Below are 14,904 nucleotides of genomic sequence, written 5' to 3' on the forward strand. Positions count from 1 at the left end.
ATAAAAAAAATAAAAGAAGCTTAAATTATGGAAAGGGCTAACCTTCCAAAATCGAAAGTTAGCCGCGAAAAGATTATAGCCCACCACAGTTTTTCCCAATTTGTTTTCTTATTAATTCATCTCTTTCTCCGCCATCCGATAGTTCTTCAGAAAATTCATGATCTTTCTTATTTTTTATCTTGTCATTTGTATGGTATGGTTGTCTTTTAGTTTTCACCTTGTCCACCTGTTTCTGTATTTAGATAATCATTACTTGGTTCAATCGAGACTTGTTGTAATCTTGTTTCATCCCTTCCAGGATGATGTGTTTCATGATGAATTTCAGGTATTGTTTCTTGTTCAATCTCTACTTTTTTTGGTGTTTTTTTCTCTTTCATTCTAATCCCCCTTTTAAATCAAGATTACGAGTTATTCCTTACTTGTCCAATTTCTTTGTTAGCAACATATTCATTCGCTTCTTCCAATTCTTTATGTGCGTCAACAGAGTCCCCTGCATAGCGCTCACGTGAATCTTCAAGATGGGCGGGATCTACGTCTTTTCTGATCCCCATTTCTCCATCCTGATTTGCCGGGCTAGGCATGTGAAAGCTCTTTTTTTGCTTGTTTTTCATGATGATCACCTCAGCATTATTTTTTGCATTATTGTTGTTTTCATGCAAGAACGTATTTAATAAATAAAAAATTTGAGGAATAAGAGAATAAAAGCAGTAAAAAATATAACTATGTATGAAGTGGAAATGAAAGAACATATTAAAAGATGATGATAATTTAAGGAGGTAACTAAAATGGCTCGTATTGGAGTAGAGGAATCCTTAACAGCAGTGCAACAACAACTACAAGAAAATGGACATGAAGTCATTACATTAAGACAAGAACAAGATGCCAATGGCTGCGATTGCTGTGTCGTTTCTGGTCAAGACCAAAATGTGATGGGGATGCAAGACGCGTCGATTCAAGGTGCGGTAATTAGTGCTCAAGGACTTAATGCGAATGACGTTTGTCAGCAAGTAGAGCAAAGGTTGCAGCAGCAACAGTAAATTTTTCGAATGTAAACCTATATCATAATAATGAAAAACCAGCCTGCAAATAATGAAATGGCTGGTTTTTCATTATTTTATTTAACAATAATTGGTTAATTGTTTATATCCGCATGTTCGATAGGGATAACTTTATTTGTTATACAATTCAACTAAGCAACCACACACCCATGCTTTCATTATACTTTTTTAAAACACTGCATGTTACAAAGTATAGTTTTATCATTTTAATACAAGCTATAAGCATCAGTTTGTTATCAAAGGAGCTACACAAATGGAAGGTAGTTGGATTGCTATAATTCCGTTTATCGTCGTGATCGTGACCGCGATAAAAACAAAGCAAGTATTCCCTGGGTTAACACTAGGGTTGATCGTTGGGGCTTATTTCGTTGAACCATCTCTTATAGGTGGTATTGAACAAGCGGCACAATACATCGTTGACAGCTTAACAGATATCAATAATTTAAAAATCATTATTTTCTTATATATGTTTTCTGGTCTTGTTGGGATTATGAAAGCTTCAGGTGGTATCAAAGGATTTGTTGAATTGACTTCTAAAAAAATTAATACAAAGCGAGAGGCAATTTTGCTTACGTGGGCTTCGACGCTTGGTACATTTAGCGCTCCTAGCTTCCGGATTGTAACAGTAGCACCAATTATGAAGGCTTTATTACAAAAAATTAACATGACTCGCAAGGAGCTTGCCTTTATGATTGAGACAAGTACACAACCTGTTATTGTGTTAATCCCGATTGCTACAGCTTTTGTTGGATATATGGTTTCCGTGATCGAAATGGGCTTGCAAAATCAAGGAATTGAAGCGGATCCTTATTCTATGTTTATCCGCAGTATTCCGTTTAACTTTTTTGCCATTTCAATGATTGTTATCGGGACGTTATTCGTTATATTCCGCCATCCAAAAGAAATTGATCAGGATGAGCGTGACCCTGAACGAATTAAAGATGAAGACAACACCTCGGTAGCCGATGATATCGAAGCAAAACCATGGAATTTAATCATTCCCGTATCATTAGTAATTATCTTAACTTTGTTTCTGACCTGGTGGGATGGTAATCAACAAGGATATGGATTTTTCCAGGCCTTTATCGAAGCTGATGTCTTACAGGCAATGGTGGTGGCGCTATTTATTACCTTATTAATAACGGTCATCATGCAAATCATTCAAAAAAACTCGTTAAAAAACACTATACATGAGTTTATTGAGGCTGGAAATAATCTCATGTCTGTCATCCTCTTATTAGCTGTTGTATGGGGATTATCCTCTGTTACCGAAGATCTAGGTTTTTCAACATTTGTTACCAACAATGTAGATTGGGTACCAGCTATGCTGATTCCACCTGTTATGTTTTTAATTGGCTCATTTGTGTCCTATTTTATTGGATCTTCCTGGGGAACATGGGGTATTTTAATGCCACTTGGCGTCTCTCTGGCACAGGCTGCTGAAGCATCCTTACCTTTAGTAATAGGAGCAGTATTTGCAAGCGGATCATTTGGTTCAATCGCATCACCGTTAAGTGACAACAATAATACGATTGCTGGATTATTGAACATTAATGCGATGCAATACGCTAGGTATAAATTAATTCCAGCCTTAATCGCACTTGCTATTTCTGCCGTTCTATATGGTGTGATGACATTTATCTTATAGGTGAGACTTACATCAGCGGGGCTTACGGACGGTTATTGCAGTTATAAAGCTAAAGTGGAGGTATATCATGTATTCGAGCAACTATATTCAATCAAAAGATGGCATTAACCTTTTTTATCAAACATGGACACCTTCCCATCCGAAGGCAGTTATTATTATTGTACATGGAGCCGGTGAACATTCTGGCAGGTATCAGCCAATTACCGCACAATGTGTCAACCATGAAATTGCAGTAGTTGCTCCTGATTTACGTGGTTTCGGACAATCAGAAGGAGCTCGAGGGCACATTAATACATTCCAGGAATATGTAGACGACCTACATACGCTAGTTGAGTGGGTATCCGCCCAGTTTCAACATATGCCGATTTTTTTATTCGGCCACAGCTTAGGTGGTTTAATTGTGATTCGTTACAGTCAAATTTACGCATATGAGACAAATGGTGTAATCCTATCTTCACCTGCATTAGCATTGCGTTTTGAGCTGCCTTCTTTTAGCAAAAAAATCCTTGCAGTTGCTTCAAGTGTATTACCGAACCTATCGATACGTCCTAATAAGTGGGAAAGGATTTTCAGAGCAATAACATCCTTAGAACCGTATCTACCAAAGAAAAAAGAACTTAAAAAAGACCCATTAATGACGTCGCAGTATACGCCACGTTGGCTATTTGAGTTAATCCAAAATGGAGTTGATGCTATAGCAGAAGCAGCCTTATTCCAATTCCCTGTTCTATTTGTCTACGATCAAAAAGATCCGATCATACATCCTCGTTTTATTCAAGATTTTTTCCATTCCGTTTCGATACCGGATAAGCATTTCGTTACGTTTAATGATGGATTCCATCACCCGTTACAAGCCCACTATCGAGATTTAGCACTGGATAATGTTATGCAATGGATCAATAAGCGGTTATAAGTAATAAAAAAAGATAAAACAACCTCAAATTCATCATTTATTCAAGGAACAGGAGAGCTTTTTCCTCGGAAGGGAATGCTTTTTCCCCGGAACAGGATTTTGCTTACGGGGATAAGCGCTCCGCTTCCGGGGATATTCGCTTCTCTTCCCTGGATATATTCATTTATCCAGGGAACAGGAGGACTTTTCCTCGGAAGGGAATACTCTTTCCCTGGAGCAGGATTTCGCTTCCGGGGATAAGTGCTCCGCTTCCATGGATGTTCGCTTCCCTTCCCTGGATATATCCACTTATCCAGGGAACAGAAGGGCTTTTCCTCGGAAGGAAATGCTTTTTCCCTGGAGCAGGATTTCGCTTACGGGGATTTTTCTTCGCTTCCTTGGATATCCAATAATTACTCGCACCATGATAAATAGAACGAACGGCAAGTGAGACTAGACTAGTTTAGTTACCTTTATTGTTTTCGCCAGTTAAAATCTATCGTATTTAAGAAAGCTTTTGCTAAAACCGTATGTCCCGTGTTATTGGGATGAACTCGATCCCATGCAATTGCTGCCGGATAGATTTTCTCTAAAACGGTGTTAAATGCTTTTTGTGTATCAACAAATAATGTATCGTGTTCTTTCGCAATTTGCTTAACAACTTTACCATACTCATCCATCTTATAACGCATTGGATCATTTGGATTAGGTTCGAGATAGAAAGGTGTCATCAGCACTACATGCTTTACTTCTGATTTTGTTTGCTTGACTAGCTCCCGGTATGTTTTCTCATATTCATCGATATAAACATGACGATCTGGAATAAAAGGAGAATCGAATTGGCGCCACACATCATTGATACCAATCATGATGACTAACCAGTCAGGGGCTTGGTCAAGTACGTCTTCCTGCCAACGATTTTTTAAGTCTGCTACATTATTTCCGGATATCCCTTTATTTACGACACGGATTCCTAATTCAGGGTATGTCGATTGTAGGAATGCATCAACAATGGATACATATCCAGTTCCTAACGCTTGAAATAATCCTTCCCCCTCTGGTTTTGCACGATCACAATCAGTTACAGAATCTCCAATAAACAATAATTTTTGATTTTTTGCTAGCTTCATTTTGTCCTCCTATTATATTATGGTATTCGATTAATTTCAGGATTAGTAAAGATATCATACTCGTCTCGACTAGTAGTAGAAAACTCGGAAACAATTGCACCTTGATCTGTCGCCTGGAACCAATGCAACGTATTCGGTGGAATCGTATATTGTTCACCTGGGTTCAGTTCAATCTCGTGAAATACGGTATAATATGCTTCACTTTCTTTCGGAATCGTTGCTTGGATCGGCTCTGTTTGTTCTCCTTCTACATATAAATAAACTTTTCCTGCTCGACAGCGAAATGTTTCTTGCTTCCCTTCTGATCGACCAATAGGAGGGTGCTTATGCTCCGGGCATGTTTGATTTGGAAACAAGACAAGTTCTTTAGCACAATAGTGGACGTTATTTTCATATGTAATTAACTGTAAGCCTTCTTGCTTTAAACGGTTCAAGCCAAAATCAGCAATTTCCACACGTTGCTTTTCCTCTTCTGTTAACGCTAATCCAGCGCTTGTTAAAGTTTCAATTGTTTTATACTGAGCCTCTTTTCTATCCATTTGTATCACCACCTATTTATTTTTATGATATTGTACACACCTATTATTCTATTTGAATGAGATACTTTTTCCTTGAATCGGAGATTACCGAATACCCCCACCTATCGTAAAACGCTTTCAAAACTATCTCTTCAAATCTTAGCATATTAAAGTGGACAAGCCAATATAATTGTTAGTTCTAGGTTTTGTAATTAAATAAAAAACAGCCCTCAGAAAATTCTCCAAGGGACTTTCATTTTTATTCAATTTTCCTCGTCTTTCTGTGCTCCAATTCTCATTAATTCTATTCATACTTACCACCAGTTGTAATTTCCGTATCAGAGAAATTTTCTACTGATGCTCCTTTTTCATAGAACTGTTTCGCATTTTGTAAAATACCTTCTCTCGTATAAAAAGGGCTTTCTTTTGTTAAAGGTAATGTCACTGTACGCAGGTAGTTAGCAGATTCATAGATTGCTGTAATCAATTCTAAAGTTTGTCGTCCTTGTACGCCATCAACTAAAACCGGTTTGTTTTCCATAATCGCATCAAGTACATTTTCGATCTGACCAGAATGTCCCTCATACTCTAAATCAGGCTGGCTGTTAAATGCTTCCGTCAATAATTGCTCAAGTTCAGGATCATCATTCGGAAAGCCATTTTCCTTTGAAGTTGACGCCTTTACCTTCCATGGTACGGAGACACGTGCTTTCTTACCTTGGAAGATCAACTGCTGCTCTTCTCCGTGGTGAACAACAGAACTGGTGATTTGAGCTAAGCTTCCATCCTGATAACGACCAATTGCAATGGAAATGTCCTCTACTTCAGCATTGTCATGAGCCGTGTTACTTGTTACTGCTGTTATTTCGGATGGCATGCCTCTCATCCATTGGAAAATATCAATATGATGTACGGCATGATTTAATGTGCAGCCACCGCCTTCTTTTTCCCAAGTGCCTCGCCACCATAAATCATAATAGCTATGTCCTCTCCACCAGAAAGAATCAACTTGTGTATGGAGAATCGGGCCCATTAATTCTGTTTCAAGTACATGCTTCAATTTCATCATTGGCGTTGTAAATCGATTTTGAGCAACAACCGATAAAATTTTGTTATTCCGTATGCCGGCTTCAACCATCGCATCACATTCTTCTAAGGAAGACGCCATCGGTTTTTCAACCAGTACATGTTTTCCAGCGTCCAAACTGTTAATCGCAATATCGGCATGAGTATATGGTGGTGTACAAATAGAGATTAGATCGACTTCCTCCTTATCAATTAAATCCTGATAATTATCAAATACATTCGCATCTAGGTTGAATTCTTGTTTTATTTTTTCCGCTTTTTCTGGATAAATATCACATAATGCAACAATCTTACACTTACTTGGAAATTGCAGATAACTTTTTACATGAGATGGGCATATTGCTCCTGTACCAATGATCGCTACTCTTAACAAATTAATTCATCCTTTCTTATTTAAATTGGAACCAACTAAAATTAAAACGTGAACCCGGTAAAAAGATGAATGAAACCTTTTGCACTCCCTTTATCTCTTCTAAATCAAAACTTATGTCTTTGTAATTGTTGCTATGATCAAATTCTAGAATTTCTGCTTTTTCTCCTTTTCCATCAAAAAAACGAACATGTATTGAATTGTTATCAATCGGAGAGTGTCCGTTAATAACTAACTTAGTAGCACCTTTGTCTCCAAAATCAATATTATCGAACTCAAACGAAACGTTATTTCCAATTTCTTCAACTCGGTCTGATAACTTTTTGAACGTATCACCATAAATTTTATCTGCATTCACCACATAATTTTTAGAAAACGCTCGGTTGTGTTTTTTAAAAGAAAATCCTTTAATATGCATTTTTTTATTCGTAACAAAATAGATTGATGTAATGCCTTTGAGCATTTTGGAAAGTTTGTATGTTTCTGATTGATATACATTCCACTTAGATACTTTCTGATAAGTAGTGTCCGCTAATAATTCACTTTTTGAATCATACGGCTTTCCTTCCCAGATCTGTAGATCATATTCTTCACTTGTAAGTGCAAAAATTGGTATAGTAATTTCATCTGACCCCTCTTTACCAAAATCAATATTCCAGAATCCTATTACCGTTTCACCATCTCGACTAGTTGCAATACCTCGTTCATTACCATTTGTCACTTCCCCTTTACTCTCATCATATAAACCAGCAGAAATAAAGCAATAAGGGTCTTTATAAGCAGTACCTAATTTTTCTGCTGTAAATTCCAATTCAGAAATAATGTTAATGTGTTCTTTACCATTTTTACTTGTACAACGAACTCTGAAATCACCATCTCCAAACGCAGTTACGATCGCTTCTTTTCCATGCGCTTTAATAGCTGCAATATTTGATGCTATCCCTACGTCATTTACTACACTCCATTCTATCTCAGTATAATCTGTATTAGCTGGATAAAGCCTGGCATGTACTTTTGCTTCTTGTTTTTCCTTGTTTAAAATTTGCCCACTGTCTGAACAAATTTCTATTTTTCGCAATGGAATTTCTTCTTGATTTCCTGTTAATACTTCCATTGATTGATTATGATCCAAAGGTATACTGCTTTGTTGGTTTGTGCTCGTCATTCCTTCAGCGTATAGCTGTACAGAAGTACTTGTTAATTGGGGAGAAGTAACGGTAATAGTTATTGGACCTGTTTCTAACGTAGAACCTATAATCGCCATTAGTTTACCATTAAATAACCTTCTGCTAATTCCTTTGTATTGATCATAATCAGTACTATCTCCGTTATCCAATCCTACCAATCGCCCCTCTCCTTGAACATTTACATGTACACGATTATTCGCATTTTCGACTGGATGACCATTACTGTCTTTCATACCAATTTCAATGAAAGCCAGATCTGCTCCATCTGCTTTAATGTTCTTTTTATCAGGATTCAGTACAATTTCAGCTGGATCTCCAAATGAATGCTTTTGATCTTGTGCAATGACCTGATCATACTCATCAAAAGCATTCGCTACAAGTGTTCCTTTTTGATATGGCACTTTCCACCATCCAGTTATCGTATTTCCATTATGATGGTCAAATTCCTGAATGCCCAACGATTCACCATTTAAGATTAATTCAACTTTGGGAGCATTTGTTGCCACTCTTACGTCAATAATCTGTCCTTCATTATAATCCCAATATGGAAATAGATGAATCATTGGTGCTTTCTTATAATTCGTCCACGCCGATTGATATATATAATAAGAATCTTTCTTAAAAGTAGCTGTATCAACCTGACCAAAATAAGAATTCTTCGTATGATACGGAGTCGGTTCTCCAATATAATCAAAACCACTCCAAATAAATTGCCCCAGTGAATAAGGGGTATCACGTTCTTGAATTAATGCAGCTTCTACTGATTTCGCTCCCCAACTTGTAGCACTATTCCCAAGTGCCGAACAATGCTGATCATCATCAGCTAATATCGGTTTATTATATGGAAAGTGATACACTCCTCTGCTTTGAACAACTGCCATTGTCTCACTACCGTAAATCACCCAATCTGGATACTGTTGATGATGTTTCTCATAATATTTTTCACCATAGTTATACCCCACTACTTTGACAATATCTGCACATTTTTGGGCGTTTTCCCACGGCATATAATTAGAACCTATCGTTACTACTGCATTTTGATTAGGATCGAACTGATAAACCGCTTCCATTAAATCTTTTGTTAGTTGCTGACCACGTTCATCAGCATGTGTATCGTAAATTTCATTTCCTATACTCCACATCAAAAGGCTAACATGATTTCGATCACGTTTTACCCATGATTCGATATCTTTTTCATACCATGACTTAAAAAATCTTGCATAATCATAAGTTGTTTTCGACCTTTCCCAAATATCAAACGCTTCCGTAACGACAAGGAACCCCATTTCATCTGCAAGCACCATTAATTCTTTTGCTGGCATATTATGTGCGGTACGTATCGCATTAACACCCATTTCTTTTAAGATTTGCATTCTTCTTCTTAAAGCGTTAACATTAAAAGCTACTCCTAAAGCTCCCAAATCATGGTGCTCATTGACACCGAATAATTTCATATGTTCACCATTCAGAAAAATTCCTCTATACGGATCAAGTGTTACTTCTTTAAAGCCAATATTTTGACTGTGTGACTCTACTATTTCATAGCTATCATTTTTCTGCAATGTAGTATTTAATTTATATAAATGCGGAGAATCAATATTCCATATATAAGGATTAGTTATCTGTAACGCTAGTTCATTTGAATTTTGTCCTGGTTCGATTTTAGCAGAAACGCTGGCTACTACTTCTCCCTCTTTTTCAAGAGAATGTGTTAATATAAGTGATTCAATTAATTGCACCTTGGTATCAAGCTCAACTTTCCAATGATCACTTTCCTTAAAGGTAGATACATAAATACCATCCGTCTCTATATAATTATGACTGCGCTCTTTCAACCAAACATTACGATAAATACCCGCCCCTGTATACCATCTGCTATTAGGACTTTGGTAAGTTACCTTTAGTAAGATGTCATTCTTACCCTCAACTAGAAATTTTGTAATATTGTGTTCAAACTTAGAATAACCATATTTCCACTCTCCTGCAAAATGGTTATTCACATATAATTGAGAATCCATGTAAACACCTTCGAAACATAGCAATACATTATCTGGGATTGATTGGTATTCCATTGTTTTTTTGTACCAACCCCTACTGTTCTCGTATAGTTTTTTTGTATTATAAATTAACCAGTCATGTGGGATTTCTACTGGTTTAAAATTAAGTTGTTCACTTGTTTCTGTATCTAAGTCACTCTTTACAAATAACCAATTATTATTAAATAATTCCGTTCGATTGATCATAGTGGTTCACCATCACTCCTATAGAAATTATTTATGTATTCTATTGCTCTCGTTTTTTACAAAGCTAAATTTCACATCTTCAATAATCGGTTTGGTATTTAATATTAGTAACCAAGCTACTAAGCTACTAATAAACAGAACTATAAAGTCAGATGTAAAAAACATAAGTACAATAGTGAGAAACAGAATTCCCATATTACCCGTTGATCTTTTAACCCATGTAAAAAAATAATATAGAGACAACCGATAAATATCTCTTATTCTGAATTTATAATGAGTGGTAATAACCAAAGAATAAAATGCAAAAATGACCATGATTAACAAAACCACCAAAAAAATACCATTTAAAATTTGATAGAATACAGTTGGATTTTGATTAAAATACTGAATATCGATAACTATAATAAAAAAGGCAGTTAGTATAGGTAACCATACTTTTGTAACATCCCAGTAGTTCATTTTATAAGCTTTTAAAAACTCCTTAATTGGTGTTACTTCTTTTTTTCTTACTAATACACTTACACTATGAAATAAAGCAGCAAGTGCGGGTCCAGTAGGAATAAACGCTATATAATAAAATATAGCATTGGATATGCTAGGAATTAACAAGATAAGTGCAGCAAAACTAAGAACATTGGTTAACACAAATAAAATATTTAATATTAATAACCAATAAACATAATTAGAAAAACGATAAAATCCACCTTGATTTAAATCCATCAAAAAACCCTTTCTTTTTTATCTATTTTTTATAACATTCTACTATGAATTGTTGTCACATGGGTAATTATTAGAATTATTTTTTATAGAATGTTTATACATTTTTTTGATGAACTTAGCAGTTATTCTTCCCCCTTTTTCTTAATGATTTTCAAATGTCTTCCAACATGTATCTAAATACAACAGAATAAAATTTCTGATAAAGAAGTATATAACACGGAGAAGGAATTCCTCCGTGTTATAGTTTACTCCATATTATTTATTGTTTTGGTACACTTCATTTGCAAGATCTACATATCCTTGCATATTTTTACCTTCTAGTTCTTGTATATAAGCATCCCATTCTGACATATCTCTATCACCCACAATGAATTTCAATGTGTTTTGTTCAACAGTGTCTTTTAACGGTGTTTCTAATAATGAAGATTGCTCTAGCTGTGTCGTATCATAGCGGATTGGTGGATCTGGTAATAAAAGTTCTTTTGTTTCGTGCATTGCGTTTTGGAATTCAATTTCTTCCTCACTAAACATCGAGTGAAGTAATTCAGTTGGACCACCGTAAGACCAATTACCTTGGGAAAAACCGTAATCAATTTGAAGGTGTTTTTCCGCGCCCTCATTCATTCCACGGAATGTAACGTCTTCTGCTAGCTGACGGTTACCGCCTTCTTTAGTAAATGTTTCTCCTTCAACCCCCCATTTAGCAAACTCTAAACCTTCATCACTGTATAATAGCCAGTCAATGAATTGTAGCATTGCTTCGAAATTAGGGTCTTCTGCTGCTTTTGCCGAGAACATGATACCGTTTTCGAGTTTAGATCCATTCATTAATTGTCCAGCAGGACCACCTGGAACTACAATTTTCTTAATAGAATAATTGTCTTTACCCAATGTTTCATTCATGGTTGTACGATATTGTGTTAACGTTTGCCCATTTGTATTAATTACAAAAGATTCGCCGGAAGTGAACTTCTCAATTGCAGGATCATCTTCTTGTGTAACACTTTCAGGGTCTAATAATCCTTGTTCAATTAATCCGTTGAAATATTCAACCATCGAACGATATTCTTCTGTCGCGGGCGCAAAAATAAATTCATCGGAATCTTCTTGATATTCCAACATATTTCCTAGACCCCAACCAGCTCTTGTACCAAACCCAGTCGCTGCAATATTTAGAGTACTTTCAAACTGGAATCTGTCAGAGAATGGGTACTTGTCAGGGTATGCTTCTTTCATTGCCACAAGCATTTCTTCTACTTCTTCCCACGTTGTTGGTTCTTCAAGTCCAAGCTCTTCTAAGATATCTGTTCTTACTGCTAAACTATAATCCGGCCATACATTTTCATGAATTCCTGGTAAAACATAGTATTTGCCATCACGTTGACGTAATCCCTCTAAGAATGGTTCAATTTCCCATTCTTCTACTTTTTGTTGATAGTGCGGCATCAAATCTACATAGTCACTAATCGGTAATATTGCTCCTGAAGATACGAATTGTGTTTCTTCTCCCGGATATGTTTTTGGTATAATATAAGGTGCATCACCACTACTGATTAACAAACTTCTTTTTTCCGTGTAATCACTCATTGGTACAGAAGTAATGTCTAATGAGACATTCGTTTTCTCTTTTAGTTTCTCAAAGAATAACCAATTTTCGTCTAGTGGATAGTTTGGGTGATCATTAAAAAGCGATGTAAATGTTACAGGCTCTGTAGCTTTAAATGAATCACCTACACTGTAATCCTCCATTGCTACTCCTGATCCGCCTTCACTTGATGGATCATCATCACCTTCTTCAACGTCATCAGACGAACTAGAATCACTGCAAGCTGCTAATACACCAACAACAAACACTAACAAGATCGTTAACATCATTTTTTTCCATTTCTTGGTCATGGAACTTCCCCCTCTTATTATGTTTGAACATAAATATAAATAATTGCACTTCATCAGTTTCGGCTATTTATTTTGTTAAGCCAACCACCTCCTTAAAGACTTGTCATTTTATCATCCTTTTACTGAACCTAACATGACACCTGACACAAAATATTTTTGAATATACGGATATACCATTAAGATAGGTAATACCGTCAATACCATTGTCACAGATTTTATATTCGCTGAAATTTGAACCATGTTATCTGCTGCTGTTGCACCAGTTCCAACTGTCGCTTCTGCACCTTTAATCATGTTTCTTAAATAAATAGATACAGGAAATAATTCTTTATCCGAAAAGAAAATAAATGCTGGGAACCAAGAGTTCCAGTGTGTAACTGCATAGAATAACATCATAGTTGCTAAAATTGGTTTTGACAGCGGCAACACAATTTTGAACAGAATACCAAAAGTGCTTGAACCATCCATAATTGCTGCTTCTTCTAATTCATCCGGGATGTTTTGAAAGAAGGTTCTCATAATCAACATATTGAATACACTAATCGCATTAGGTATTACGATCGCCCATATACTGTTCCCAAATCCTAAAGATGTTACAAGTACATAGTTAGGAATTAAACCACCATTAAAAAACATAGTAAACACGAAGAATAAAGTTAAAAATCTTCTGCCTTTTAATCTAGTTTTAGATAATGGGTAAGCAATCATTGTCGATAAGATTAGTGATATTATTGTTCCAACAACCGTATAGACAACTGTATTTTTATAGTTAATCCAAAACATTGTATCGGACATGATTTGTTTATACGTTTCAACGTTAAAACCTTTTGGCCATAGACTAACTTGACCAGAATTTATATAGGCTTCTGAACTAAAGGATTGTGCAACGATATTAAAGAATGGAAATAATGTTACAAATACAATGAACATTAAAACAGTTATATTAAAGACTCTGAAGATTTTATATTGCCATGATTGCTTCATGATTTATCCCCTCCTACCACAAACTGTTATCTGTAATTCTTCTAGAAAGATAATTCGCGCCTAACACTAATATTAAACCAATGATAGATTCAAAAAGGCCAATTGCTGTACCGTAACTAAAACTACCTGATTCCAGACCCACTCGGTATACGTAAGTAGCAATTACGTCAGCTGTCTCATATGTTAACGGATTGTAAAGTAGTAAAACTTTCTCAAAACCTATTTGCAAGAAATTACCAATATTTAAAATTAATAATACTATAATAGTAGGTAAAATCCCCGGGATAGTAATGTGTATTGTTTGTTTCCATCTGTTTGCTCCATCAATTCTTGCTGCTTCATACAGTTCTTCGTTTATACCTGTTAAAGCTGCAAGATAAAGTATTGCTCCCCAACCTAACGTTTGCCACAAGTCAACACTTACAAAGATCGTTCTGAACCACTCTGGTAATTGCATGAAACTGATTTTTTCAAATCCCCAACTTGCTAGCAAACTGTTAACAGGACCGTTAAGAGCTAATACTTCAAATACCATCCCAGCTACCACAACCACTGAGAAAAAGTGTGGCAAATAAGAAGCCGTTTGTACAAAACGTTTAAATAATTGACTTTTCAATTCGTTAAGTAGTAATGCAAAAATAATAGGTGCTGGAAAGGTGATAACTAAAAGTAAAAAGGCTAAAATAAATGTATTGGCAAAGACATTATAAAAGGTCGGATCATTTAAAAACATATTAAAATACTGCAATCCTACCCATTCTTCCCCAATAATACTTCCACCAGGTACAAATCTTCTGAAGGCGATAATATTACCAAACATCGGACCGTATTTAAAAATAATTAAGTATATTACTGGTAACAAAATCAATGAATAAAGTTGCCAATCCTTTTTTATACTAGTCCATAAATGACTCTTGGAAATTATAGATTCTTTCACTTTCTTGGTAGCTTCCATACTTTTCCCCCTCCTACTACATCCATCCTCCATTAAAATACGTTCGTATGTATGAGAAAAGATGTTATTTAAACTCTACACAAAGAAAAGGCTTACATTTTTACATTTCATCCTTTACATTCCACTACGCCCTAAAGATTTTTAGTATGACTAGTATGGTAATAATAACAAAACAAAGCAGAGAACGCTTTCAAACATCTTTGTTTGTTCGTTGAAC

Annotated in this window: 14 protein-coding genes; 3 read left to right on the top strand and 11 right to left on the bottom strand. The window is 35.7% G+C overall.

Annotated elements, in window-relative coordinates; genetic code table 11:
• Positions 1–73: 73 nt before the first annotated feature.
• The 3 genes from J5J03_RS04460 to J5J03_RS04470 are packed head-to-tail and all read right to left on the bottom strand — an operon-like array spanning position 74 to position 611.
• On the bottom strand, positions 74–217 hold the full coding sequence (locus J5J03_RS04460) for a hypothetical protein (protein ID WP_208586472.1): 144 nt from the start codon (positions 215–217) through the stop codon (positions 74–76).
• The gene (locus J5J03_RS04465) at positions 207–377 is read right to left on the bottom strand and encodes a hypothetical protein (protein ID WP_208586474.1); all 171 of its coding nucleotides are present in this window, start codon (positions 375–377) and stop codon (positions 207–209) included. Before J5J03_RS04465 ends, J5J03_RS04460 begins: the two co-directional genes overlap by 11 nt.
• A 24-nt stretch (positions 378–401) precedes the next feature.
• The gene (locus tag J5J03_RS04470; RefSeq protein ID WP_208586476.1) at positions 402–611 is read right to left on the bottom strand and encodes a hypothetical protein; all 210 of its coding nucleotides are present in this window, start codon (positions 609–611) and stop codon (positions 402–404) included.
• Between the two features lie 174 nt (positions 612–785).
• Here J5J03_RS04470 and J5J03_RS04475 point away from each other — a divergent pair, with 174 nt between their 5' ends.
• The 3 genes from J5J03_RS04475 (at position 786) to J5J03_RS04485 (ending at position 3,619) form a co-directional block, all read left to right on the top strand.
• Positions 786–1,037: a YkuS family protein gene (locus tag J5J03_RS04475; RefSeq protein WP_208586478.1), complete on the top strand. Its 252-nt coding sequence runs from the start codon at positions 786–788 to the stop codon at positions 1,035–1,037.
• Between the two features lie 274 nt (positions 1,038–1,311).
• Complete coding sequence (locus J5J03_RS04480; RefSeq protein WP_208586480.1) at positions 1,312–2,706, top strand: Na+/H+ antiporter NhaC family protein; 1,395 nt, start codon at positions 1,312–1,314, stop codon at positions 2,704–2,706.
• Between the two features lie 67 nt (positions 2,707–2,773).
• Entirely contained in the window at positions 2,774–3,619 is an 846-nt protein-coding gene (locus J5J03_RS04485; RefSeq protein ID WP_208586482.1) for an alpha/beta hydrolase, read from the top strand.
• A 452-nt stretch (positions 3,620–4,071) separates the two neighbouring features.
• On the opposite strand, the gene J5J03_RS04490 is transcribed toward J5J03_RS04485, so the two are convergent.
• The 8 genes from J5J03_RS04490 to J5J03_RS04525 all read right to left on the bottom strand — a co-directional run bounded on the left by J5J03_RS04490 (position 4,072) and on the right by J5J03_RS04525 (position 14,687).
• A complete protein-coding gene (locus tag J5J03_RS04490) occupies positions 4,072–4,728 on the bottom strand; it encodes an SGNH/GDSL hydrolase family protein (protein ID WP_208586491.1) in 657 nt (218 codons plus the stop codon).
• A 17-nt stretch (positions 4,729–4,745) separates the two neighbouring features.
• Positions 4,746–5,267, bottom strand: coding sequence for a D-lyxose/D-mannose family sugar isomerase (locus J5J03_RS04495; RefSeq protein WP_208586499.1), 522 nt, complete (start codon positions 5,265–5,267; stop codon positions 4,746–4,748).
• Between the two features lie 283 nt (positions 5,268–5,550).
• The gene (locus tag J5J03_RS04500; RefSeq protein WP_208586501.1) at positions 5,551–6,705 is read right to left on the bottom strand and encodes a Gfo/Idh/MocA family protein; all 1,155 of its coding nucleotides are present in this window, start codon (positions 6,703–6,705) and stop codon (positions 5,551–5,553) included.
• Positions 6,706–6,721: 16 nt separating this feature from the next.
• Positions 6,722–10,132, bottom strand: coding sequence for a glycoside hydrolase family 2 TIM barrel-domain containing protein (locus tag J5J03_RS04505; RefSeq protein WP_208586503.1), 3,411 nt, complete (start codon positions 10,130–10,132; stop codon positions 6,722–6,724).
• 27 nt (positions 10,133–10,159) lie between these two features.
• On the bottom strand, positions 10,160–10,852 hold the full coding sequence (locus J5J03_RS04510; RefSeq protein WP_208586505.1) for a YesL family protein: 693 nt from the start codon (positions 10,850–10,852) through the stop codon (positions 10,160–10,162).
• Positions 10,853–11,107: 255 nt separating this feature from the next.
• Positions 11,108–12,748 (bottom strand): ABC transporter substrate-binding protein, encoded by a 1,641-nt coding sequence (locus tag J5J03_RS04515; protein WP_208586514.1) that lies wholly within the window; start codon positions 12,746–12,748, stop codon positions 11,108–11,110.
• 111 nt (positions 12,749–12,859) lie between these two features.
• The gene (locus J5J03_RS04520) at positions 12,860–13,732 is read right to left on the bottom strand and encodes a carbohydrate ABC transporter permease (RefSeq protein WP_208586516.1); all 873 of its coding nucleotides are present in this window, start codon (positions 13,730–13,732) and stop codon (positions 12,860–12,862) included.
• Positions 13,733–13,745: 13 nt separating this feature from the next.
• Complete coding sequence (locus J5J03_RS04525) at positions 13,746–14,687, bottom strand: ABC transporter permease (protein WP_208586518.1); 942 nt, start codon at positions 14,685–14,687, stop codon at positions 13,746–13,748.
• Positions 14,688–14,904 lie beyond the last annotated feature (217 nt).

The organism is Gracilibacillus suaedae (assembly GCF_017599345.1).
Taxonomy (GTDB): domain Bacteria; phylum Bacillota; class Bacilli; order Bacillales; family Amphibacillaceae; genus Gracilibacillus; species Gracilibacillus suaedae.

Excerpts from the sequence above, each read along its gene's own strand:
- J5J03_RS04465 (WP_208586474.1), bottom strand. The coding sequence starts at position 377 with ATGAAAGAGAAAAAAACACCAAAAAAAGTAGAGATTGAACAAGAAACA.
- J5J03_RS04470 (WP_208586476.1), bottom strand. The coding sequence starts at position 611 with ATGAAAAACAAGCAAAAAAAGAGCTTTCACATGCCTAGCCCGGCAAAT.
- J5J03_RS04475 (WP_208586478.1), top strand. The coding sequence starts at position 786 with ATGGCTCGTATTGGAGTAGAGGAATCCTTAACAGCAGTGCAACAACAA.
- J5J03_RS04480 (WP_208586480.1), top strand. The coding sequence starts at position 1,312 with ATGGAAGGTAGTTGGATTGCTATAATTCCGTTTATCGTCGTGATCGTG.
- J5J03_RS04485 (WP_208586482.1), top strand. The coding sequence starts at position 2,774 with ATGTATTCGAGCAACTATATTCAATCAAAAGATGGCATTAACCTTTTT.
- J5J03_RS04490 (WP_208586491.1), bottom strand. The coding sequence starts at position 4,728 with ATGAAGCTAGCAAAAAATCAAAAATTATTGTTTATTGGAGATTCTGTA.
- J5J03_RS04495 (WP_208586499.1), bottom strand. The coding sequence starts at position 5,267 with ATGGATAGAAAAGAGGCTCAGTATAAAACAATTGAAACTTTAACAAGC.
- J5J03_RS04505 (WP_208586503.1), bottom strand. The coding sequence starts at position 10,132 with ATGATCAATCGAACGGAATTATTTAATAATAATTGGTTATTTGTAAAG.
- J5J03_RS04510 (WP_208586505.1), bottom strand. The coding sequence starts at position 10,852 with ATGGATTTAAATCAAGGTGGATTTTATCGTTTTTCTAATTATGTTTAT.
- J5J03_RS04515 (WP_208586514.1), bottom strand. The coding sequence starts at position 12,748 with ATGACCAAGAAATGGAAAAAAATGATGTTAACGATCTTGTTAGTGTTT.
- J5J03_RS04520 (WP_208586516.1), bottom strand. The coding sequence starts at position 13,732 with ATGAAGCAATCATGGCAATATAAAATCTTCAGAGTCTTTAATATAACT.
- J5J03_RS04525 (WP_208586518.1), bottom strand. The coding sequence starts at position 14,687 with ATGGAAGCTACCAAGAAAGTGAAAGAATCTATAATTTCCAAGAGTCAT.